Annotated in this window: 37 protein-coding genes and 1 pseudogene; 36 read left to right on the top strand and 2 right to left on the bottom strand. The window is 57.1% G+C overall.

Annotated features, from left to right (window positions below):
* The first annotated feature begins 22 nt into the window (after positions 1-22).
* Positions 23-1,312, top strand: coding sequence for a tyrosine-type recombinase/integrase (locus F4V60_RS09435; RefSeq protein ID WP_075730355.1), 1,290 nt, complete (start codon positions 23-25; stop codon positions 1,310-1,312).
* Here F4V60_RS09435 and F4V60_RS09430 read toward each other — a convergent pair.
* The gene (locus tag F4V60_RS09430) at positions 1,295-1,660 is read right to left on the bottom strand and encodes a helix-turn-helix domain-containing protein (protein ID WP_075730354.1); all 366 of its coding nucleotides are present in this window, start codon (positions 1,658-1,660) and stop codon (positions 1,295-1,297) included. The two genes, F4V60_RS09435 and F4V60_RS09430, sit on opposite strands and share 18 nt — an antisense overlap.
* 156 nt (positions 1,661-1,816) lie before the next feature.
* On the opposite strand from F4V60_RS09430, the gene F4V60_RS09425 reads away from it, so the two are divergent.
* The 21 genes and pseudogenes from F4V60_RS09425 to F4V60_RS12790 form a co-directional block, all read left to right on the top strand.
* Positions 1,817-2,017 carry a helix-turn-helix domain-containing protein gene (locus F4V60_RS09425; protein ID WP_075730353.1) on the top strand — a complete coding sequence of 67 codons (201 nt, stop codon included), beginning with the start codon at positions 1,817-1,819 and terminating at the stop codon, positions 2,015-2,017.
* 74 nt (positions 2,018-2,091) lie between these two features.
* The gene (locus tag F4V60_RS09420) at positions 2,092-2,679 is read left to right on the top strand and encodes a hypothetical protein (RefSeq protein ID WP_075730352.1); all 588 of its coding nucleotides are present in this window, start codon (positions 2,092-2,094) and stop codon (positions 2,677-2,679) included.
* Positions 2,679-3,797: an AAA family ATPase gene (locus F4V60_RS09415; protein WP_075730351.1), complete on the top strand. Its 1,119-nt coding sequence runs from the start codon at positions 2,679-2,681 to the stop codon at positions 3,795-3,797. The genes F4V60_RS09420 and F4V60_RS09415 overlap by 1 nt, the downstream gene beginning before the upstream one ends.
* 538 nt (positions 3,798-4,335) lie before the next feature.
* Positions 4,336-5,202, top strand: coding sequence for a helix-turn-helix domain-containing protein (locus tag F4V60_RS09410; protein WP_075730349.1), 867 nt, complete (start codon positions 4,336-4,338; stop codon positions 5,200-5,202).
* Positions 5,196-5,627: a hypothetical protein gene (locus F4V60_RS09405; protein WP_075730348.1), complete on the top strand. Its 432-nt coding sequence runs from the start codon at positions 5,196-5,198 to the stop codon at positions 5,625-5,627. Before F4V60_RS09410 ends, F4V60_RS09405 begins: the two co-directional genes overlap by 7 nt.
* Positions 5,628-5,736: 109 nt before the next feature.
* Positions 5,737-6,027 (top strand): hypothetical protein, encoded by a 291-nt coding sequence (locus F4V60_RS09400; protein ID WP_075730347.1) that lies wholly within the window; start codon positions 5,737-5,739, stop codon positions 6,025-6,027.
* Positions 6,028-6,109: 82 nt separating this feature from the next.
* Complete coding sequence (locus tag F4V60_RS09395) at positions 6,110-6,409, top strand: hypothetical protein (RefSeq protein WP_075730346.1); 300 nt, start codon at positions 6,110-6,112, stop codon at positions 6,407-6,409.
* Between the two features lie 53 nt (positions 6,410-6,462).
* Positions 6,463-6,624 (top strand): hypothetical protein, encoded by a 162-nt coding sequence (locus F4V60_RS12555; protein ID WP_157105734.1) that lies wholly within the window; start codon positions 6,463-6,465, stop codon positions 6,622-6,624.
* Positions 6,625-6,671: 47 nt separating this feature from the next.
* Positions 6,672-7,001: a hypothetical protein gene (locus tag F4V60_RS09390; protein WP_075730345.1), complete on the top strand. Its 330-nt coding sequence runs from the start codon at positions 6,672-6,674 to the stop codon at positions 6,999-7,001.
* A 157-nt stretch (positions 7,002-7,158) separates the two neighbouring features.
* Positions 7,159-7,944 (top strand): hypothetical protein, encoded by a 786-nt coding sequence (locus F4V60_RS09385; RefSeq protein ID WP_075730344.1) that lies wholly within the window; start codon positions 7,159-7,161, stop codon positions 7,942-7,944.
* Positions 7,941-8,165 carry a hypothetical protein gene (locus tag F4V60_RS09380; RefSeq protein ID WP_075730343.1) on the top strand — a complete coding sequence of 75 codons (225 nt, stop codon included), beginning with the start codon at positions 7,941-7,943 and terminating at the stop codon, positions 8,163-8,165. Before F4V60_RS09385 ends, F4V60_RS09380 begins: the two co-directional genes overlap by 4 nt.
* Positions 8,162-8,563 (top strand): hypothetical protein, encoded by a 402-nt coding sequence (locus F4V60_RS09375; protein WP_075730342.1) that lies wholly within the window; start codon positions 8,162-8,164, stop codon positions 8,561-8,563. The genes F4V60_RS09380 and F4V60_RS09375 overlap by 4 nt, the downstream gene beginning before the upstream one ends.
* The gene (locus F4V60_RS09370) at positions 8,560-8,778 is read left to right on the top strand and encodes a hypothetical protein (protein ID WP_075730341.1); all 219 of its coding nucleotides are present in this window, start codon (positions 8,560-8,562) and stop codon (positions 8,776-8,778) included. Before F4V60_RS09375 ends, F4V60_RS09370 begins: the two co-directional genes overlap by 4 nt.
* Positions 8,771-9,094: a hypothetical protein gene (locus F4V60_RS09365; RefSeq protein ID WP_141255949.1), complete on the top strand. Its 324-nt coding sequence runs from the start codon at positions 8,771-8,773 to the stop codon at positions 9,092-9,094. The genes F4V60_RS09370 and F4V60_RS09365 overlap by 8 nt, the downstream gene beginning before the upstream one ends.
* Positions 9,095-9,574: 480 nt before the next feature.
* Entirely contained in the window at positions 9,575-10,039 is a 465-nt protein-coding gene (locus F4V60_RS09360; RefSeq protein ID WP_141255951.1) for a hypothetical protein, read from the top strand.
* Positions 10,032-10,244: a hypothetical protein gene (locus F4V60_RS09355; protein ID WP_075730337.1), complete on the top strand. Its 213-nt coding sequence runs from the start codon at positions 10,032-10,034 to the stop codon at positions 10,242-10,244. The genes F4V60_RS09360 and F4V60_RS09355 overlap by 8 nt, the downstream gene beginning before the upstream one ends.
* A gap of 327 nt (positions 10,245-10,571) precedes the next feature.
* Complete coding sequence (locus F4V60_RS09350) at positions 10,572-10,871, top strand: hypothetical protein (RefSeq protein ID WP_141255953.1); 300 nt, start codon at positions 10,572-10,574, stop codon at positions 10,869-10,871.
* Positions 10,872-10,909: 38 nt separating this feature from the next.
* The gene (locus F4V60_RS09345) at positions 10,910-11,353 is read left to right on the top strand and encodes a hypothetical protein (protein ID WP_075730334.1); all 444 of its coding nucleotides are present in this window, start codon (positions 10,910-10,912) and stop codon (positions 11,351-11,353) included.
* Between the two features lie 79 nt (positions 11,354-11,432).
* Complete coding sequence (locus F4V60_RS09340) at positions 11,433-11,909, top strand: single-stranded DNA-binding protein (protein WP_075730333.1); 477 nt, start codon at positions 11,433-11,435, stop codon at positions 11,907-11,909.
* Between the two features lie 62 nt (positions 11,910-11,971).
* Positions 11,972-12,178, top strand: a complete 207-nt coding sequence (locus F4V60_RS09335) for a hypothetical protein (protein ID WP_075730332.1) — start codon at positions 11,972-11,974, stop codon at positions 12,176-12,178.
* Positions 12,179-12,275: 97 nt separating this feature from the next.
* Positions 12,276-12,362: pseudogene (locus tag F4V60_RS12790) on the top strand (hypothetical protein); the annotation flags it as partial.
* 12 nt (positions 12,363-12,374) lie between these two features.
* Here the strand turns inward: F4V60_RS12790 and F4V60_RS12785 are convergent.
* Complete coding sequence (locus tag F4V60_RS12785; protein ID WP_249041627.1) at positions 12,375-12,587, bottom strand: hypothetical protein; 213 nt, start codon at positions 12,585-12,587, stop codon at positions 12,375-12,377.
* A 331-nt stretch (positions 12,588-12,918) separates the two neighbouring features.
* Here F4V60_RS12785 and F4V60_RS09325 point away from each other — a divergent pair, with 331 nt between their 5' ends.
* From F4V60_RS09325 to F4V60_RS09270, 14 genes are all read left to right on the top strand, one after another.
* Complete coding sequence (locus F4V60_RS09325) at positions 12,919-13,308, top strand: RusA family crossover junction endodeoxyribonuclease (protein ID WP_249041626.1); 390 nt, start codon at positions 12,919-12,921, stop codon at positions 13,306-13,308.
* 100 nt (positions 13,309-13,408) lie between these two features.
* Entirely contained in the window at positions 13,409-13,708 is a 300-nt protein-coding gene (locus F4V60_RS09320; RefSeq protein WP_075730329.1) for a hypothetical protein, read from the top strand.
* An 11-nt stretch (positions 13,709-13,719) separates the two neighbouring features.
* Complete coding sequence (locus F4V60_RS09315) at positions 13,720-14,061, top strand: DUF7572 family protein (RefSeq protein WP_075730328.1); 342 nt, start codon at positions 13,720-13,722, stop codon at positions 14,059-14,061.
* The gene (locus F4V60_RS09310) at positions 14,058-14,381 is read left to right on the top strand and encodes a hypothetical protein (protein ID WP_075730327.1); all 324 of its coding nucleotides are present in this window, start codon (positions 14,058-14,060) and stop codon (positions 14,379-14,381) included. The genes F4V60_RS09315 and F4V60_RS09310 overlap by 4 nt, the downstream gene beginning before the upstream one ends.
* A 430-nt stretch (positions 14,382-14,811) precedes the next feature.
* Positions 14,812-15,078 (top strand): hypothetical protein, encoded by a 267-nt coding sequence (locus F4V60_RS12550; protein ID WP_075730326.1) that lies wholly within the window; start codon positions 14,812-14,814, stop codon positions 15,076-15,078.
* Positions 15,068-15,496, top strand: coding sequence for a dUTP diphosphatase (locus F4V60_RS09305; RefSeq protein WP_075730325.1), 429 nt, complete (start codon positions 15,068-15,070; stop codon positions 15,494-15,496). Before F4V60_RS12550 ends, F4V60_RS09305 begins: the two co-directional genes overlap by 11 nt.
* A gap of 42 nt (positions 15,497-15,538) precedes the next feature.
* Positions 15,539-15,700: a hypothetical protein gene (locus tag F4V60_RS12545; RefSeq protein ID WP_157105733.1), complete on the top strand. Its 162-nt coding sequence runs from the start codon at positions 15,539-15,541 to the stop codon at positions 15,698-15,700.
* Positions 15,690-16,130, top strand: a complete 441-nt coding sequence (locus F4V60_RS09300) for a hypothetical protein (protein WP_075730324.1) — start codon at positions 15,690-15,692, stop codon at positions 16,128-16,130. The genes F4V60_RS12545 and F4V60_RS09300 overlap by 11 nt, the downstream gene beginning before the upstream one ends.
* On the top strand, positions 16,127-16,666 hold the full coding sequence (locus F4V60_RS09295; RefSeq protein WP_075730323.1) for a DNA N-6-adenine-methyltransferase: 540 nt from the start codon (positions 16,127-16,129) through the stop codon (positions 16,664-16,666). Before F4V60_RS09300 ends, F4V60_RS09295 begins: the two co-directional genes overlap by 4 nt.
* 102 nt (positions 16,667-16,768) lie before the next feature.
* Positions 16,769-17,677 carry a DNA cytosine methyltransferase gene (locus F4V60_RS09290; protein WP_075730322.1) on the top strand — a complete coding sequence of 303 codons (909 nt, stop codon included), beginning with the start codon at positions 16,769-16,771 and terminating at the stop codon, positions 17,675-17,677.
* Positions 17,674-18,000, top strand: coding sequence for a MerR family transcriptional regulator (locus F4V60_RS09285; RefSeq protein ID WP_075730321.1), 327 nt, complete (start codon positions 17,674-17,676; stop codon positions 17,998-18,000). Before F4V60_RS09290 ends, F4V60_RS09285 begins: the two co-directional genes overlap by 4 nt.
* Positions 17,997-18,812 carry a hypothetical protein gene (locus F4V60_RS09280; RefSeq protein WP_075730320.1) on the top strand — a complete coding sequence of 272 codons (816 nt, stop codon included), beginning with the start codon at positions 17,997-17,999 and terminating at the stop codon, positions 18,810-18,812. The genes F4V60_RS09285 and F4V60_RS09280 overlap by 4 nt, the downstream gene beginning before the upstream one ends.
* A gap of 31 nt (positions 18,813-18,843) precedes the next feature.
* A complete protein-coding gene (locus F4V60_RS09275) occupies positions 18,844-20,364 on the top strand; it encodes a ParB N-terminal domain-containing protein (protein ID WP_075730319.1) in 1,521 nt (506 codons plus the stop codon).
* Between the two features lie 12 nt (positions 20,365-20,376).
* Positions 20,377-21,048 carry a ParB/RepB/Spo0J family partition protein gene (locus F4V60_RS09270; protein ID WP_075730318.1) on the top strand — a complete coding sequence of 224 codons (672 nt, stop codon included), beginning with the start codon at positions 20,377-20,379 and terminating at the stop codon, positions 21,046-21,048.
* The last annotated feature ends 23 nt before the right edge of the window (positions 21,049-21,071 follow it).

The raw sequence follows: 21,071 nt of genomic DNA, 5'->3' as shown, positions 1-21,071 counted from the left end.
ATGGTGTACTATCCTGTACTAAATGGTGGCTGCCAACCTGGCTGCCAACCACAAGTACAGCCATTCCCACCACTCCCAGAAGGCCACCCCCATGCGCGACGTAGAGATCACCCTTGGCACCATCTACAAAACCGGCGGGCGCTGGCGCGGAGCAATAACAACCGGCTACGACGGCACCGGCAAACGCGTCCGTAAGTACATCTCGGCCAAGACTCGCAGCGAAGTGAAGCGCCGCCAGCTAGAGCTCTACCGCCGGCTACTCACGAAGCAGAAGCAGCCGGAGAAAATCACCGTGGAGACCTGGTCGGCACAATGGTTGGAGCAAATAGCGCCGAAAGGCGTGAGTCCTCGCGTTCTCCAAAATCTCCAATCTGCACACCGTCGGCATATCGTTCCGACCCTAGGAAAATACAAGCTCGCGGATCTGGGCATTGAGGAGGTGCTTGAGCTCGACCAGGCCGTGGAAAAATCCGGCGTGTCTGGCAGGACACAGCAGGCCGTGCGTTCTGCACTATCTACCTGTCTTGATGCCGCGGTTGAGTGGGGAAAAATGGATTCAAACCCGTGTAAGCGGGTGAAGCGCCCGCAGGCCCGTTCTGCCACACGCACAGCTTTAGCAGCGAAGGATGCCGCGCATATTCTCGAGTTTTCGAGGGCGGCCAAGGATCCGCTTTTTTCGCTGTGGGCGTCGTATCTTCTTCTCGGTTTCCGCAGGGCTGAGCTTATCGCACTGGAGTGGGATCGCCTCGATTTAGAGCGCGGGCTGGTTGATTTGTCGTGGCAGGTGCAGCAAATACCGTGGCGTCACGGCCCTAAATGCGGATGCAGGGAGGGGAAGCCCGCGGTGCAATGCCCACGGCGCGAGCACGCGGTAAAGCCGGGCCAGGAGTTTAGGGAACTGCGGGCTTCCCGCATTCTGGTGCGCCCTAAGACGGCGGCGTCTATCCGCATGACGCCTATACCCGGGCCGCTGCTCATGGTGCTGCGACAGCATCGGGATACAGCCCGGCCTAACCCTTATAGTCTGGTGTGGGCTTCCGAATCAGGTTTGCCACTCGATCCGCGGATAGTGACGCGAGAATGGAAGAAGCTACAGAAGTCGGCGGGATACGAGCCGGTGGATCTGCACTCCACCCGCCACACAACCGCGTCGCTACTTCTGGCTGCCGGGGTGCCGGTGGAGGTTATCGTGCAGATTCTTGGGCACAGTGATGTAGCTTCCACCCGTCGGTACGCTCACCTGGATCAGACTATGGCACGGGCCGCTATGGAAAAGCTGGGCGCCATACTTCCTCTAACGGGTGGCGTTTAGGCCGCGAAGAAACGCCACCGCTTCGGGTAGTCGTTCTTCCGGGGTTGAGTCTATGAGATCATGCGCAGCAGCTCGCTGCCCAGGGGTGTCGGCGGCCGGTTCGCGCATTCCTGCGGCGATGAGGACTTCTATTGCCGCGAGGTTTACCCCGTGGGCGGCTTTGGTGAGGGCTTCTGGGGTTGCCTTCACGGGGATTTTCTGCCCGTTGCGTATGTTTACGCCGGTTTCTAGGCGTCGCCACCACGACTCGGAGAGGCCGGAGCGTCGGGCCGCTTCGGCTTTGGATAGTCCTTGCCGTTCGCGGGCGGCCTGAAGGAGTTGGCCTGCCCGCCACTGTGTGGTGGTCATGGCTTTTAGCCTATCAGCGGAATGTATCTTTACCCTCGACTAGACACACATAGTACGGTCTAGTACAGTCTAGTACAGGGTATGCACTGCAAAGCAGCGAAACCCAGTACAAGATAGTACCGCCCCTGCAAGGGCATCGGCAGAAAGGAAACCCGAATGGTCTACACATCGGGCCTCATATCGGAGGAGGACGCCCGAGCATACCTCGGCGGAATCTCCCGAAATACTTTCTACCTCTACAGGCAAGAAGAACGCGGCAATTATGTTCCCACTTACCAGATCGGGCGCCGCATTTTCTTCAAGGCTGAAGATCTTGACCGCTTCGTAGAGATAGAACAGCTGCAAACCGCGGCCTAAAACGTTAAAAGACCCCTCAGGCCTGCAAGCCTATAAATCGAGGGGCCGCATCGGCAGAAAGGAATCTAAACACGATGCATACTCAGACTAACACCCCCGCCCCCGCGCCCGCTAGTGAGCGCGACCCATTTGAGAAAGTGATCCTGCAATCCGCCGTGCTTAAGAAGCTCAACGGGATTCACAAAACCTTCAAGGAGGAGCTGGCTAAGCAGCTCACACCGGGCGACAAAAAGACCGTGAAGAATGCCCAGGGCTTGGAGATTGGTTCATTTTCTGTCACGGCTCCTGGTAAGAAGGCCGTTTGCACCGACCCGGCTGTATTGCTTGGAATGGCCGAGGATGCCGGCGCGGAGATCATCGACCTCCTGCCTCACCCATCCACGGAGAAAGCGCACGAACTCGTCACCTATCTGGCAGAGAATCGCCCCGATTTGCTCGACTTCTCTATCTCGAACGAGGACGAGGCCGAGATCTCCGGCAAGGTACTGGAGCACTGGCAAGTAACTGGTGAACTGCCTGCGGGGTGGGAGATTAAGGAATCCTCCAGCCCGTCGATTCGGGTCACGCCGGGCCGCTCGAAGGTGGCTAAGGCTGCTATTGAAGCCCTCGTACAAAGCGCTGGCGAAGTGCTGGAAATCACTGACGGTAAGGAGACGAAGTAATGCACGATTTCAATACACGTAAACCAACCGGTGTGCAATCGTCCCCCGTTATCCTCCTCGCCGGTATCGCCGGCGGTGGTAAGACCTGGGCGGCAGTGGAAGCAACCACATTGGAGACTGTGGATCGTTCGTTCTTCATTGAGATTGGGGAGGGCGTGGCAGACGCCTACGGCAGTATCCCTGGCGCTGATTTTGAAATCATCGAGCATGACGGCACCCTCCAGCAGATCCGTGAGGCCATTCAGTGGGCATCAGCCCAGCCCGCAGCAGAAGGCAAATACAATCTGCTGATTTTGGACTCACTCACCGAGATCTGGGATCTGATCAAAGACAATGCGGAGCAGGCGATGAAAGACCGGCTGACCCGCAAGAAGCGCCGCCTTAATGGCGAGGAGCCTAAGCCCGATATGGACTTGTGGAACGCCGCGGCGAACGTGTCTGATGGCATTATGCGGCAGCTTGCGAACTTCCCCGGCCCAGCTATTTGCACAGCCCGCCTGGACGAGGTGACCGAAATGGTGGCCGGTAAGCCCTCCCGTAATACGGAGTGGAAGATTCAGGTGCAGAAGAAGGTTCCGTTCCGTGTGTCTGCGATTGTTGAGGCGCGGGCGCCACGCACCTGGACATTGACAAAGATTGTGACCACTAACCCGGCCTTGCAGGTGCAGCCAGGGGAGCAGAAGCCCCTGCCGGATTTCACGGTCGAGAAGCTGCTGACCGCTATGGGCGCGGCGGCTGGGCAGCCAGGATCTACGATGGTTGAGGGCCGTGTGGACGGGTCTCTCATGGGTGACGGCCAGCAACACGCGCAGCAGGAGCGGCCCCAAGCGCAGACGTCACAGGCCCGGCCTGCACAACAGTCGGAACCCCAGCAGGACGAGGATGCGCGCAAGCAGTACGTAGCGCACCAGGCGCAGGGACTCCTTGCAGCGGAGACTGCGGGCGACGAAGCGAAGCTGCGAAAAGCCCTCGAATACTACTCACGCACCGGCGACCGTGAGCTCTCGCAAATGGCGGTAGCCACCCTCGACCGCCTGCTAGGTACCGACCTATCGCAGGCGAAGGAGACGGTACAGCAGGTTATCGATGCGGAGATCGTGACCACGAACGCGGCGTGATTAACCTCCCCACAGCGGGGCGGGGTGGGACAGCAGGCCCTATGCCTGCGCTACTTCGCCCCGCATTTTGTGCCCTACGGCCCGGGCCATACAAGAGCCGATACTCCAACATTTTTTGGCGGCTGCAACCGCCACAGCAGAAAGGAAACCACACGGTGAAAAGAGCACCAATAAAACGCACCCCTATGAAGAAGCGCCCGAGGCGAGGTGGACGTATGCCCGAGGAGGTGTACGCGACAGTTATGCAACGCTCTCAGGGCAGGTGCGAGGCCGGGCTGGATTGCTGCACGGGCAGCCCAGAGGAGTGGCACCACCGGCAGCGGAGGCAGCGGAACAATGATCTTGTGGTGAATGGTGCCGCCCTTTGCCACGCCTGCCACCATTACATTACGCACGTCGATCCGAGCGTTGGGCGCGAGCGCGGCCTGATTGTGCACTCGCATCACCCCGACCCCGGGCAGGTGCCAATGATGATCCGTGACGAGTGGTTCTATTTGCTCGCTGACGGCGGTTTAGAGCCGGCTGGGGAGGTGCAGCTATGAGCCTCGCTGCTACCTCGTGGGCGCTGCGCCAGGCGCCACTAAAGCGGGATGCGTCCCAGTGTCGAAACCGCCTCGTGCTTGTCGCCCTCGCGGATCGCTTCAATGATGATACGGGCGTTTGCTGGCCGTCTATCGGCAGCATTGCAGATGATGTTGGGGTGTCTGTGAGGACGGTGCAGAAGGCGATTAACACGCTGGAGGAAGCCGGGCTGATTTACCGAGGCGATCCGTATTGGGTGCAGCACCTCCCTGCGGGGAAGCGCCCTACTGTGTGGGTGCTGAATCTGGAGATGGTGAAGCCGCGAAAGCCACCTAAGTCTGATACTAACTTCACTAGTGGGGTGAACACGCCTTCACCCGTGAACACGCCTACTGGGGTGAACACGCCTTCACCTCATGGGGTGAACACGTCTTCCGGTGGTGGGGTGAACACGCCTTCACAGGGTGGGGTGAAGACGTGTTCCTACAAACCCAAAGAAGAACCCAAAGTAGAACCCAAAGAAGAATCTAAAGATCGATCGATCTCCGACGCGTTCGATCGATTCTGGAATCTCGTCCCTCGTAAGGCCGCTAAGGGCGCGGCGCGTAAAGCATTCGAGAAAGCGGCGCTGCGGGCACCCCTCGAAGAAATTATTGACGGCATGGCCCGATATCGGAATGACCCGAATCGTGAAGCGGAGTTCACTAAGCATCCGGCAACGTGGCTGAATCAGGACTGCTGGGAAGATGATCCCATCCCTGCTCGCAATTCTAATGCGGGGCGCGGTGTGCAGAACACCCTAGAAGCGTGGGAATACGGCCCGCAGAGCGCCTCGCAGGCTATCGATGGGGAAGTAGTCCAGATGGGTGAGTTGCCGTGGTAGACGCGAATCTAGCGAAGAAAATCCTCCATCTGGGCAAGAACCTCGCCCCCGATCGGTTCCCCGTGCCCAGCCCAGAAGTAAAAGACGATTGGGCGATCGCCCTTAATCGTGAGCTCCCCGATGCGGTATGGCGTGATGCTGTGCTGGTGTGGGCAACCGAGTTGGTAGGAGATCGGATGTGCACCCCAAGGGACATCCTGAATGCTGCGAGGATTGCGGTACAGCGGTGGGAATCTACCCCGGCGGGCAAGGCGGAGCTAGAGCGGTTTAGGGCCGTGAGGCTAGAGGAAAAGTACCGGCGAATGCTGGGGCCCGCATACCGTCCTGGCGCGGTTCCCCCGCGTGATTTGGCGGAGATTGAGCCGCCTAATGATCGTGATTTCGAGGAGCTTAAACGACGGCTGGCGGAGGCGCGTAAAAGGTAATTATTGCTAGTTATCCCCTATGACTTTACAAACATCTAACAGCTGTGTATTGTTAAAAAGGTAAGCAAGAAACAAGGGGCTGCAACCCCTAAGCAGAAAGGACCACACCATGAACACCGTAATCGTCGAAACCAAAGCTCTCGCCACAGTCCTAAACAAAATCGCTGCTTGTAGCGACGACCTGAACGAAGCACTGATCAAGGTTTCCCAGGAATCTGCAGCCGCCCAGGACCGCCTCCTCAACAACGAGCGGATTTTGTTCGTTCCGGATACCACCGAGGTCGCCAAGCTGAACACCGCCCTGCAGGAACTGGCCTCCGTGGCTATGGTCTTGGGAGCAACCAAGGACGACTTAGAACTGGCCTGCTTGCCGGGTCTCCCCTACTTCTCGGTGAAGTAACCATAACGGGTGGGGGGCGCATACCGTAATCACGCCCACACTCACCGGCCTCTGCAAGGGCCAACAGCAGAAAGGAAACGCGATGCCACTATCCCAAAGCCTGATCTTCCACGCGGACGGCGCCCCGTACCAGATGGAGATCTCTAACTACGACGCCCTCGTCAACGATTGGTCTGTAGAAGTCGTTTGCACCTACAGGCAGAGTAACTACACGGTCGCCACCGCTGAATGGCTACACGGGCGGGAAGAATGGGAGTTCTCAATCGTGAAGCTCGACGTAAAAGACTTTCAGGCCTCCACGCTGTATGAGACGCGGCTGCGGCTCTCCGAGTTCATGGACACCTTGGAGGAGTTCAAGACCGCGCTCGAAGATTTGCAATAATCAAATTCACTCATGGCCCGCTGCAACGGGCTTAGCAGAAAGGAATCTGGTCAATGACCACTAAAAACAATCTTGATCCTCGCATCGCTAAGCTGGAGGATCAGCTCGAAAAGCGCCTCCGGCTCGCCCTACTCACCCTTGTCCTTGGTATCCTGATCGGCTTCATCTTCGGTGCGGTCATCGCCATGCCGCCGGTATGGCTGGGGGCACTCTAATGGGAGGGCGTTGGAATAATGCACTGGCTGAGGAAGATCGTAGGTACATGCGCGGGCACTGCTTCGGCAGTTCGACGTGCCCTTGTGACCGCTGTAACCTGCCGGAGGAATACAAGAAGTGGCGCATCGACGGGTATGTCACACACCCGCAACAGCCGGGCGTGGGTATTCAAATATCGATAACCGTTGAAGCAGAAGTAGCGATCGACGGCGACGAGGACGCGCAGGCCATGGATGCTATCCCAGAAAGCTATGAGCTCACCGACGAATCAGAGCAGACGCTCAAGCGGGTAGGCGTGCAGCCCTACCCATTCATGCGTCGGGCCATCCAGGAATGCGATTTCGAGGCAGACATCATCGAAAGGATCTACGCATGATTAAGCCACCGTGCCCTGATTGTGGTCGTGTGCATTGTGAAGCTGATGTGCGCACCATTGGCCGTTTCACCACCATCACTGGATACAAAGACCTGGCCGGAAACCTGCATAAAACGAGACAAGCAGCTGAGGCTGCAAACTGCCATAAGGAGAAGCAATGAGCATCAACATCAACACCACCCACACCATCACGTGTACGGACGCACCAGTCGAGGAGGTGCTCAATCTCATATACACCGATGCCCTAGACGCCGCTAACAAAACGTCGTTCCGTGTCTATATACGGTCGCAAATTGACGCTCTACGCGCCGAGCGCAATGAGCTGCAAACTAGAGTCGCTGACCTCACCCGCGAGAGTGACGAAGTACAGAAGCGGTTGGAGGAATTGTGGGCCGGCAAGAAAAAGCTCATAGCTGACAATAAGTACCTCGCTACCAGGGATGAGGCACTGGACGGTGTATTCGGAATGCAGCAAATGCGCATCAACATACTTGAGCGAAAGCTGAAAGAAGCGGAGGATGCCACCCCCTCCACTGGTTCCCGCCCTGCTCTGCCGAAGGGTATGCGCCTGGCAGAGCATGAGAAATACGGGCGGTGTGTGGTGAGTCCTAGGGAACACCGCAATGGGGGATACTTTGTCTGTTACCTGTCCGACGCAATCAGTAGTGGTTGGGACTGGAGCAATGTAGACCCATCTACCCTCACGTTCCTCGAAGAGGAACCATCACCTGCACCCCTCCCCAAACCCGAGGACTGCAAAGCGGGGGAGCTGTATCTTGCCAGGGCATTTGGCCGGGAAGTCATAGCAAAGCGATGCCACCCCATGGATGGCATCTGCCCCTGGGTTGTCTCTGATGCCGATATCCATTACGCGAACTGGTGCTCGGACAGGCAAATCACCCTCCTGGCCCGGCTTCTACCAGACCGCAAGGAGCAAGCATGAGAGACATTTTGCGCTATCCCAAGGATCTTCGAGGCCTTGCCGAGGATACTCTAATTCTAGATAGTAATGGAGACATAACAGAGGCCTGGTCCTGGGTTGATCACTCCACCGCGAAGTTCAAGCTTTGGCCGGGCAGAGAAAAGGCTTTGCCAGCAATCATTCTGTTGGAGGGTATCGACTACCTCCATAAGAAACAGGCTCTAGAAAAGGAGCAAGCATGAGCAACCTAGAGAAAGCGGTGGAGATTATTGCCGAGGCGCGTCGTACCGCCCCACGTGTCCGTGACATGCAAGACCATGTTAGTCCGCATATAGCCCAGGCCCTCGCGGATGCGGGACTCCTCGCGCCAGACCTGCCGACCCCCACGATGACTCCAGAGTCACACCCCGGATGGGCACAGTGGCACCGCGAAGAGTGGGATAGCGAGCCTCCCGAAGCCGTGTGGCAAACCCCCGGCAAGGACGAGTGGTGGATTTCTTACAGCAAGGAATACGGGCTGTACGGCGGGTGGACGGAGTTCCCTGAAGAAGCGCTTGAGGGACTAAACCCCGAGGATATGAAAGCCATTGCAGGAGTATTCCTCGCAGCAGCCAACTACGCAGAGGAGAAGAATCAATGAGTACCCCGCAGATCATTCGCACAGCGGAGGAACTCGAAGCCCTAGACCTGGATACTCTCGTCGCCACGCATCGAGAAGTGGCATCAACAACCTTTGGCGCGGGTTACATGTGCTCGACTGCCGAGCCGCGAGAGATGATGTATCCAATGGTGGTTGTTGCCACCGGTTCGCAGGTGCGCGCAGCCCGCAAAGCACTGGAGGAAGCCAATGAATAGGAACTTATCTCCGCTGGGAATGTTGACTGCGATCATCTCAAACGGGAAAGACTATCTCGAACCAGATGAACTTGCACAAGCGATTATCGACGCTGGATTCATTTCTATCTACGACAATGTGCCGAAGCAGATAGCTGAGTATCTGGCTTCCGAAATGGAGTGCACCATCTCCACGGGTGACGTTGCAGAATCATCTGCTTATGTAGATGGAGAAACAGGACGATCCGGGGCGATCAGTGCCCGCGATTCCCTTTATGAGGAACCGTACGAATGGGTACGCAGCTACGCAAAGCTGCTGGGTGAAGCAGATGCCTAGAACATTGGCCGATATGGCCCCGCAGGAGCGGGAAGAATGTAAAGGGATGTGGTGTGACTACACCGACCCATCTGAAAAGCGCTTTAGCGTCATCTACCGGCATGACAAGAACGGTTTGTCATCTGTGCAAGACCCAAAGGCGACCGATGGCAGGACTGACGCTTCGGTAATGACTAAATGCCTCATCCCGCGTTTTGACCTGCCTCGTGCGTGGGGTGCAGACGGGGAGCCGGCGAAAGGGGAGTGGCAAGAGGGCGGGCCGACCGTATGGAAATTGGAGGACATTTCACCGTTCACAGCATGCGACTTCACCCACCGCCGTTTCGTGCATGACTGGGAGGCCAAGCCATGAGCCGGGAAGAAGTTGCAGCCCTAGCGATTCTGTACGTCACCCTGTGGATCGTCATCGTGCTAGGAGTCTAGGTAGCGATCAGGACAGACGATAAACCCAAGAATAGGGGGAAAATGAGTAGATACTGTGTGCGCAAAGACGATGACTACTGCCATCCATGGCGTGTGGAAATCGACGGAGTGTCTTACGTCCGCTGCACGACATGGGGCATGGCTATGCAAGAGGTTAGTGAGCTAACCGCCCGCGAGGACATTGGGCACGACACCTGGGAGAGAACGATGGCAATCACTAATCATTACTGGAAACGATCAACGATCGACAGCAAGAACCCGCAAAAGGTCGAGGCCGCACAATGGGACGGAACCCGCAAAAACGCCCAACAGATCGAAGAATGGGTTAAAAGCCGAGGTGGAACCGCAACATGGTGGAATGATGATAGCAGCATCTTTGGGAAACTCTATGTCAGAAATACGTTCCTAGGAATCGATCGGAATCTATACGCAAGTCCTGGAAGTTTCATCGTGCGTAGCGAAAAGGGCAAGTTCTTTCCATGTTATGAGGCTGATTTTCTTTTGGAGTACTCCATTGTCTAGAACTACTGCTGATTGGCAGGCACTCCTCGCTGTGTCTGCCCCAGAGGCCGTGGCTGAAGTAATCAGGCTGAGGGAGGGTATCGAGAAGCTGGCCGAGCACTGGCAAAGCCTCGACATCAGCACCTATCAAGACACAACCAGCCCGTTGACCGTGAGCTTTAGCGAAGCCGTGAGCGAACTGCGACAAATCTTGCGCGGCGCATGAGGCCGGAAGCTCACACCTTGTTTTTGGTGCAGTACATGTGGGATGGGGAGTGGACGGATAGCGGGGACTATTTCACCAAGCTGAAGCAAGCACAAGACGATGCCGCCTTATTCCCCGATTGCTACCAAACTCGCATCGCACAACGCGAAGTAGGGCCAATTGTGCCGCTGGATGATGATGGGCGGATCATGCTTGGCTGGGGGCCTAACACCGACCTTGGGGTGCAGGACTCAATCAGAATCACACTACACGTAGATGATAAAGTCGCTAGTGACGACACCTAAATGCACAAGAATAGAAAGGAAGTGAAAGCACAAGAAAATGAGTATGACCGACGAAGAACTCCAAGCCCATAAGGCTAAGGCCACTGCCGAGGCCCTGGCCGCCCACAAAGCACTGCAAGATGCGCGGGCGGCGGAGAAAGCACTAGCCGAATCTCACGCCGCGGCGCAGGAAAGAATGCGCGAGGAAGCACGCCAGGCCCGCGAGGCTGTCCACGAAGCATTGCGGGGCAGGGTGCTGGCCTCCCGACGGGCACAGCACGCCGGTGTGCCCCTCACCGCCCTAGCGGAGGGCATGGGCGTATCCGCCCCGATGATGACTTTTATCATCAAGGGCGAGCGTTAGAAGAATCTCACATTATCTCTCTGAAAAAGGAACACACCATGAAGTCTCTAAAAATCATCACCATGTTGGGGGCCGTGTCGCTTTTGGCGGCGTGTGGCGGCACATCAGAATCTCAGGAGGCCACCACCACTACCTCGACGGCGCGCACGACCACGAGCGCGGCGAAGCCGGAGAAGGTAGACCCCGCCACGTGGGAAACCACGATCCAGGCCCTCCGCTATCTTCAATCCCAGGTGACGTGTGACGATACTGGCATCATTGACCAAGGCCTCACCTGCAAGGACGGTACTACCATTTACGTTGTGGGTGTGGACGATACGGGTGTTACGCCGTCGGCTATGGCTCATGCTGCGGGGGAGGTGGATAACTCGGCCACGATTTACGGGGATAGTTGGTTCATTTCGTGCGCTGGGCCCACGGCTGTTACTGCGTGTATGTCGGCTGGTGTGGATCTTACTGGCTACGAGCAGGCCGGATTCTAAAGAAACTAGTGGGGGCTGCAACCCCCACCAAATAATCATTCGCCCCTGACCGCAGGGGCAAAGCAGAAAGGATGTGCTCATGGCACAAGGAGATACAAACATCACAGTGGTAGGCAACGTCGTTGCCGAGCCCGAACTTCGTTTCACCCCGGCGGGCGCGGCGGTATGCAACTTCCGGGTGGCATCAACCCCGCGCACGTTCAACAAGCAGTCGAACCAGTGGGAAGATGGCGAAGCCATGTTCTTGACCTGCAATGTGTGGAAGCAGGCGGCGGAGAACGTCGCGCAGTCCATCGTCAAGGGCATGCGGGTCATCGTGACCGGGCGACTGAAAGCCCGCTCATTCCAAACCAAGGAGGGCGACAACCGCACCGTGTTCGAGGTCGATGTGGACGAGGTAGGGCCGTCCCTGCGCTACGCCACAGCCCAGGTCACACGCACACCCCGCGAGGGTGGCGGACAACCCCAGAGCGGGGGACAGCAGTCACCGGCGCAAGACCCGTGGAATAGCGCCCCCACAGGTGGCTTTGGGCAGGAAGAATCGGCACCATTCTAACCCCGTGTCGTACAAGTGTTCTATGCTCGAAAACTGAACCAAGCGACCGGAAGGAACCCCCTATGACCTCTCCCCAGACTATCCCTACCTCCAGCGGAATGATCACTATCGACGCGTTCAATGACGGGACTCCGGGGGACGAGTATAGGGCGGTGACCGTGGATTTTTGCGGTGTGTCGGCTGACCTGACGCAGCGTGAGGCGCTGCGTCTTATGGTGGCTTTGGGCGAGTCGTTGGATGATATTCAGCCCGCCCCCATGATGTACTAGCCTGTACTATCGTGTAACCCGCCCTTGCCCCCAGTTGGCACAAAGGATCGAAACGACAAAGATCGTTCACGAACCACAATGAGCCACTGGGGGAATCGTGACAAAAGCCGCATGCAACAAGTCCACAAACCGGGCTTTCATCGCCCCTTTTACTTCAACCCCGGAGGATAAGCACCGGGCCATTGCCCTGTGTGAATCATGCCCTATGCGGAAAGCATGCGCCAGGGATGCTCTCACAGCCGGTACTGCGCTTAGCCAGGGTGGCCCAACCCCAGCCAATGATGTGATCCAGGCTGGGGTTGTGTGCTGCGGTGATGATGAAACGCTGTGGGCATTGTCGCGCATTGCTGGGGTGACGCCGAGTATCCCCGAGCCGACTAAGGCGCACCGCCCGGATAGGTGCCGCCATTGCCACCGAGAAATGGTGAAGTGGAATCGTTATACGACCCAGCCGGCGGGCACGGTGAAGCATTACGCCCGCGGGTTTTGTGAGCACTGCCGTAAGCCCTACGCGGAGTGGAAAAAGAGTGTCGGGGTGGCGAGCGCCCATCGTGGGCTACGGAAACCTGTGGACAGGAAGCGGCATAGTGCCCCACCTAAGAAGCGCGGCGTTCTTACCGTGCAGCCGACCCTATTCGAGATTGGATAACCCCCTTATGCAGCCTACCGTTATGGCCTACCCGGCCGATTTGAAGCACCTATCAACAATCTATTTGCCGTGGGAATGTCCGCCATTAAGTATGAATGATTCGTCCCCGGCGTCTCGCGGGGCGGTGTGGGGTGTCGCTGCGAAGAAGAAGGACATTCAGCAGGCGGTGCACCTGCTGGCGCGGAATGTGCGCATGCCGAAAGAAGCGGGCTACCTGTTGGTTCAGATGCACTACAGGCCGCGGGATAATCGGGCGCGAGACACAGACAATCTGGCAGCGACGTTAAAGCCGGTGTGTGATGCGCTCTCTCGGGGGTCGAAGAAGATTCCGGGGTTGGGGTTGGTGGAGGATGATACGCCGCGGTTTATGGGGAAGCCGGAGGCGATTATTTGGCCTGCGGAGAAGGGCAAGCGTGGTCAGTTGTGGGTTGATTTGTGGGTGGCTGAAAAGGCGCCTTATCCATATGGTTTGCGCAGCTAAGAACGCAAGACTTTACAACACTAGGTACAGTAGTGTAATCTAGCTTTTGTAAGCAAAACACACCCGCTGCAACGGGTGCCCCGCAGAAAGGAACGCCACCATGAAAACCGCATTCAGCTTCACTGAATTGAAGAAGCAAGAACTCGCAACAGCCATCACCATCGAGGATGTCCTCACCATCACTCAAAGCATGGGCTCTATCACTGGACACTTCTGGGCAGGCGACTACGACGAGTTTGCAGAAGCCCTCTACTGCGCCGGATGGGACATCACCTACCGCGAGCCGTTCTGGTTCGTAGCGACCCCACCGTTCGAGGATGAAGCCATCGAGTACATCGAGGGTGATGTGTACCGCCTGGTGAGCAAGTACGACGCGCAGCTTTTCACCCACGAGGCATAAAGGGATCAATCATGAGTACTGAATCACAGCAAGTCACGTTCGTTCGAGACCTGCAAGGCCCTTACGGGTCACAGAAACTATGGAAGCTAGAAAACGGTAACTACATTCTGACCTCCTCCGCGCACCACGAGCTGGCCCCATCATCTGCCATGAGCCCTATGGACGATATGGCGTGGCTAGGGCGCGCATTCGCAGGCGAGTATGACCCTGGCATGGTTTCCGAGACGATGGTGTTTGAGGCCGATGAAAACGGAAAGATCACCGACCTGGGGGGAATAGCAACATTTCACGTTCACGAATCGCATCAAGAAGCACTTGCTGAAGCTGGCTACACAATCAAGGGGCAAGCATGAACAACCACAACAAGGCAGTAGAAGTCCTCGACCTGCTTGACCACGAGTACAACTACAGCGAAGGAGAGTGGCCGGATAACGAGACTGTAGTTCAGGCCCTCGCAGACGCAGGACTACTCGCGCCAGAACCACCTAAGATAATCAACGCAGATGTTCTTAGCTGGCACTACGGGCAAATAACTCTTAAGGATGGGGGGATCGCTGTTGATCGGTCGGTGGACGAGTTTGAGTCTGAAGAGTGGTTCAGCCTAGAAGGCGCCCGACAATATGCCATTGCCCTTCTTGCCGCAGCTAACTATGCCGAAGAAGTAGGACAATGAGCATGCAGTAAGCAAGGCCACTAAGGCCCTGCTCCATGCGGACACGGCGCGTCATGGCGCCGACAGGGCACAAGCACCAAAACATGGTGCCCAATCAAGCAGAAAAGGAATCATCATGGACTTCATCACCATCATCGCGGACGTACTAGTCATCATCGTTCGAGTCCTGGAGGCCGGGGCGCATAGTGCCGTGGCTGTGGGCTCGTCGCTCTTGGACGAGTAATCACACCGTAGCCCGGCTGGCAGGCTGTAGGGGTTCGAGCCCCCTCACGGGCACTAGGGGGTGTGAGTCGCGTTTGGTATAGCGCGGCGATAAGCGGACATTGATAGGCCATTCCAGGGCCTTGGCGAGCTGCACCCCTCATCACCTTTGAACGACCGCGCACTGCAATGCGACACAATCACCGCCAGCAGAAAGGAACACCCACCAATGATCAACGAAGAAACATCACACTTCAAAACACGTAACACGGTAGCGGAATGCTGCCGCCTCATGCCCCGAGGCTTGAAACTCCTCCTTGTGGACAACACCCCAGCGAATGAGATGCCCGAAGCGTGCCTAAAGTGGCTGGTAGACCATGAGATGCTGCGCCCAGCGAAGAAGAAGAACGCCACCGGGTGGACTTGGACGATGCTGGGGAAAACGGTGCGCGCCGACATCGAGAAGAAGTTGGGGTGTGCCACCTATGCAGGTTAAGTACAAGGCGTTGAGCGACCGGACTATCCCACCCCGCCGGGCGCATGAGGATGATGCCGGCACAGATCTGGGGCTCCCCCGTGGTATTCGCGTCCCGGTTGGTGGCACAGTCACCGCAGATTTGGAGATTGCTGTGGCAGTGCCGAAGGGGTGCGGCGGGTTTGTTCTTCCCCGCTCCTCCACCGGCTTTAAGTACGATTGCTCACTCTCCAACACGGTTGGGGTGATTGACTCCGGTTACCGGGGCTCAATCAAGATCAAGATCCGTAACAACGGTGATAAGCCCGCTGTTTTTGAGCGAGGCCAGTACCTCGTGCAGATGATCATCCTCCCCATCATCACTACCTCATGGGCGGAGGTTGAAGCCCTGGACGCTACCGCCCGTGACACGGCTGGGTTCGGCTCCAGCGGATTGTAAAAAGCGCCTGCTGCAACAGGACAACAGAAAGGAATCACAATTATGGATGTTCAAGATGCAAACCCGGTGCGCATAGGAGATGGCATCACATTTTTGCCGCTCCGCCGCCACCCTACGGGCACACTCATTGGCGAGTTTTACAAGGGCGATGTGCTCATTAGCCGCGGCCCGCTGCTAGGTCAGGGAGCAGATAATGCCGAATAAGTTTCGCAAACCCGTAACAGAATCCACCAACCTGGCAGACCTCGAAAAACTACTAGGCATGCACCGCGAGCTCAACCGGCTAAAAGGGCAAGACTGCATGCGCCTCGAAAGCTGCTCAATCGGCGTGCCTCCGCGCTGGCGCCCCGTTCTTAATCGCATGGCAGAGAAGCAGGGCGTGTCCATGAACGGCATGCTACTAGAGGCCATTATGGGCTACGTCCTAGACGGTAGTCGCGGTTTCCTCACCCAAAGCGTGCCTGCTTACGACGGGCGACTGGAGCGTTTTCTTATTCGTTTGCCTAAGCCATTCATTGAGCACTGCCGGTGGGTGGCTCGCTCACATGGGATTTCTTTGTCTCAGATGCTTGCCTGCATTGTGGGGGAGTTTATGCAGGACACGATTGCTGAAGCACAGGAGGTATCGGCATGACTTCTGGTTTCGTTCACGAGAGTTCGGTCAGTGACAGTGTGGAGTGGTTTACCCCGGCGTGGGTGTTTGAGCGATTGGGCGCCCGCTTTGACCTTGACCCGTGCAGCCCGGGCAAGGGCTTAACCCATGTCCCGGCCTCGCATCACCTCACTGTCAAAGAGGACGGCCTTACGTCACCGTGGGTCGGCCGTGTGTGGTGCAATCCGCCGTACGGCCCGGGCATTGAGAAGTGGTTAGGGAAGTGCTCGCAGCTATCCGCAGACGCGGTTGGTAGCGCCATAGCGTTGGTGCCCAACAGGACGGACACCCGCTGGTTCCAAAAGGCCATGGCCGATGCAGACGCTACGCTGTTCCTCGCCGGGCGCATCAAGTTCCACCGCGGGGACAAGGACGCCCCGCCGACCGGCTCACCCGGCACCGGCTCCGCACTCATCGCCTACGGCGACTGGGCGGCAGACACCTTGCGTAAGTGCTCACTGCCGGGCTTCTATATCGGGAGCGCCAGCATGAAAGGGCGAGCCGATGCCAAGCAGTAATGCCCGCGCCGATATGGCCGCATACCTGGCATCGCAGGGCGTGCACTACCGCAGTGACGCATTCCTCGACGCAATGATCAAACTGCTAAGGAGCGTGGCCTAGTGACGCTCACGATTGGCAGCATTTTCAGTGGCTACGGAGGAATCGATCTAGCTGTCGAGCAGATTATGGGGGCTAAGCCCGCGTGGTTCTGTGAGTGGGATGATGCCCCCTCAAAGATCCTCGCCCACCATTGGCCGGCTGTCCCCAATTTCCGGGACGTGACCACTATGGACTGGGGGCAAGTGCCCAAGGTAGACATCATCACCGGCGGGTATCCGTGCCAGCCATTCTCACAGGCAGGACACAGGAAAGGAACGCACGATGACCGCCACCTCTGGCCTCATGTCCTCACAGCCATTCGGATTTTACGACCCCGATTCGCATTCCTGGAAAACGTCGCAGGCCACCTTACTCTCGGATTTGATTCCGTCCTCGCCGATCTTGCCGAAATCGGGTGGGATGCACAATGGGCAACTCTACGAGCATCCGAGGTCGGCGCACCGCACCACCGGGAGCGCCTGTTTATTCTTGCCTACCCCAACGGCGAGCGACCACAAGCGGAGCGATTCGCCAGCAGACCGGAGGCGGAAGTCGCCGGGGATCACTACCGTGACATCGCACTGGCCGGGGTTGGTGGAGATGCCATCGAGTACGAGATTCATTGCCGATGGGGTGACACGGCAGAGCGCATCTTAGCGTGGGCTTTGATTCATGGTGCGCCGCCGCCTGTCACTGAGGATGTAGTCACTGGGTATGTGGATAAAGAGATTTTTGGCTCGCGCTTTCCAGAGACTAAACCGCTGCTCAATCCGGCTTTTGCTGAGTGGATGATGGGCCTACCTGCGGGGTGGGTAACTGAAGTGCCAGGCCTTACCCGTCAGCAACAGCTTAAAGCAATCGGCAACGGTGTATGCCCACCCCAAGGCGCAGCTGCACTACAACAACTACTTAAGGAGGGGCAGGAATGAGTGATTTGATAACGATTCGTCAGGCTGCAGAGTGGTCTGGGATAGGGTACGACACGCTGCTAAAAGCTACATCTACAGGGTTGCTTCCCTGCACGAAGCGCGGACATTCCGTGTTCGTCACCCGCGCCAACGTACTCGACTACGCGCACCAGCGCGCTCTTTCCCCAGATCTATTCGATGCGGAATGGCGTCACTTCACGGAGGTGCGTGGCATGAGCAGGGCCGCGGCCCTAGATGTGCTGGCAGCCCGGTACCAGGTGCATCGCCTCGCGTTTGAGAGGCGTGTACTGCGCCGCCACCGTGACTTCGAGGTGCTGGCATGAATTCTATCTGCAAGCGCCCCACCTGCAATAGGGCAACGCTGGGCAAGGGCTACGACGGATTGTGCTTGCATCACGCTCGTGCTACTGGGATCGCCCACCAACTCGTCTCGTGGGATGAAGTGAACGCAGAATACAGCCGGCTGATTGCTGGCGGGTGGACTAACCAACACATGGAGCACAGTGGGATTATCTTCACCTCGACTGCGAGAGAGATTAGAGAACACCGGCGTGATAGGTTCCAGAAGAGGACGCTACAGGCATTGAAAGAAACACCAACAGTGTCGCCCTGGCGTCGCGCCACCTGGCCACTATCCCGGCGCCTGAAAGCACTACGTGCCATTGGCTTCACATACGCCCGCATAGGCAAGGAAGTAAACCTAAGTCGAACATTCCTACACAGCATCGCGGAGCAGAGAAATCAGTGGACGAGTGTGGAGACGGACGAGAAGATCCGGGCCTACTACGCCGCGCATGAAAACGACGCGGCTGTAAAAGTTAGTAGGCAGACCGAACGCGAGAATTACCCGCGGCCTGCCGATTGGGATGACATTGACAACCCCGCCGAGGAGGCTGTGGCGAGCTTGCACAAGGAGAAGTTCGAACCACTACTGCGGAGAAAAGTAACACCATCACTGCAAGCAAAAACCCGTGCACTGGTAGACCACTATGGGAGTATCACGGCAACAGCGAAAGCATTGCATTCCAGCAACCGGATGGTGGGGGATATTTGCAGCACCACGGGTGTTAGCATCCTCAACCGCCTGGCCGCGAAGATCGCATACCACTACAAGAAACTAGAAGCTGCTGCCTGACCGCCCAGCATGACCCCATAGCCTGCCGGGCATGCAGCAAACAGACTCAGGAAACATTGGGCATCACGAAACGCTCCCCCTAGCAGAACTCAATAACTATCATCGCAACCCACGCCGCGGTGATGTCGCCGCCATAAAGGGCAGCATCATCGCCAACGGGGTTTTTCGCCCCGTCATCGTGAACCGTGGCACTTACACCGGCAAAGAAAATCAGATCCTGGCCGGCAATCACACAGTGAAAGCTATCCGCGAATTAGCGGAAGAAAACCCGCAAGATACCCGCTGGCAACAGGTAGAGGTATGGATGGTTGATGTCGATGACGATCGGTCGTCCCGCATTGTCCTGGCTGATAATCGTACTGCCGATCTGGGTGATTATGACGAGCAAGTGCTGGCCGAGTTGCTTAACGACCTGGGGGACGATCTGGATGGCACTGGCTATGTGGAGAACGATCTGGAAGAGCTAGAAGAGTTAATAGAGCAGCAAATCTCCGCGGGGGATACGCAACAGGAAAATGCTGTGAGTGAAGCTGAAGCTAACGCCACCCTGTCCGAGCGTTTCGGAGTACCCCCATTCACCGTAATCAACACCACTAGGGGTGGGTGGCAGGCCCGGAAAAAGGCATGGATGGCGAAAGGAATAGCGAGCCGAGAGGGGAGGGCAGAATCACTCATTTACACCGACGCTGTAGACCTCTACTCAAACTGGTACGAAGTGAAAAATGCGGCTTTGAAGGAAACACCAGGGCTGACGGACAAACAGATCAAAGAGAAGCACGCCGGAGAGCTCAAGCCGCTCAAAGCTGGGCAGGGTACTAGCGTATTCGATCCGGCTCTAGCAGAACTGCTCCTAACATGGTTCAGCACCACAGGAGACGAAATACTAGACCCATGGGCGGGCGGAAGCGTGCGCGGTATCGTCTCTGCCACGCTAGGACGTGAATATGTAGGTCACGAACTGCGCCAAGAGCAGGTAGATGCAAACGAGGTGCAGTGGTATGACTATCAACGGCGAAACTCTACCGGGGGATTGGGAGCCACTCGATGGATCGTAGGAGATAGTCGCGAAACATTAGGTGAGCACGATCCAGCAACGTTCGACTTTATAATCGGCTGCCCTCCATACTATGACCTAGAAACATACAGCGATGATCCGAATGATTTGTCGAACCTAAGCACAGAGGAGTTTGACGCAGCTATGGCCGATACTCTGGCCAAGGCAGATGTGGCGCTGAAACAAGATCGCTTCGCCGCCTTCGTAGTAGGCCCCGTCAGAGGTAAGGATGGTGGTTTGCGGGATATGAAGCGCTGCATGATCAACGCCGCCCCGGCTGGATGGCTGTATTCAAACGATATGGTGCTGGTGAACCCGGTAGGCACAGTGCGGTTGAGGGCGGCACGCATGTTTAATGGAACTCGCACTATGGGGCGTATCCACCAGGACATTGTTGTTTTCTGCAAGGGCGATAGGAAGAAGGCAACCACTCGACTAGGTGAGGTTGCATTGGCCGACCTTGGTTTGGACGAATCTGACCGCGAGGCCGTGGGGTAGAGCATGGCACCTATGAGCACACACGATGGGGCGTTGGAGCTCCTACCGATAGAGCAGCTACGGGAGTACGGGCGTAATGCCCGCAAGGGCAATATCCCGGCGTTGAAGGACAGCCTGCGGGCGCATGGTCTGTACAAGCCGTTGCTGGTTAATGTGGGGTCGCAGACCAGCTCCGAGTGGGAAGTACTAGCGGGGTCGCACACACTCACAGCCATGCGGGAGCTGAACCGTGAAGCACAAGAAGCAGGCGAGACTGCACTCCACCTCATGGTTCCTTGCTACGTCATCGACGTGGGGGAGGAAGAAGCCGCCCGCCTCGTCCTAGTAGACAACAAAACCTCGGATGGTTCCACCTACAACGACGAGGCCCTAACAGACCTATTAGATTGGCTCCCAGACCTCGACGGCACGGGCTTCACCGACGGGGAACTAGCAGACCTCCTCGCCGGCATGCAGGAGGAGGAGATCCCCGCCGAGGAGCCCACAGAATCACCCTACGACGATTTCATCCACGTCAGTCTGCAGCTTCCCCCACACCTAGCATCCCAATGGCTGAATCATGCCAACCAGTTCGACAGCCCAGAAGAAGCTCTAGAATACCTCCTCGACCACGGGGCGGGGGAAGAAACCCCAGCCGCAGAAACTAGCGTCACCTCCCCAGTCGTGTTCATGACCGGCAACTAGAAACCAAACACAGAAAGAAGAAT

Source organism: Corynebacterium flavescens, assembly GCF_008693105.1.
GTDB lineage: Bacteria > Actinomycetota > Actinomycetes > Mycobacteriales > Mycobacteriaceae > Corynebacterium > Corynebacterium flavescens.
Note: the sequence above shows the minus strand (reverse complement) of the source record. Positions and strands in the feature narration are given on the sequence as shown.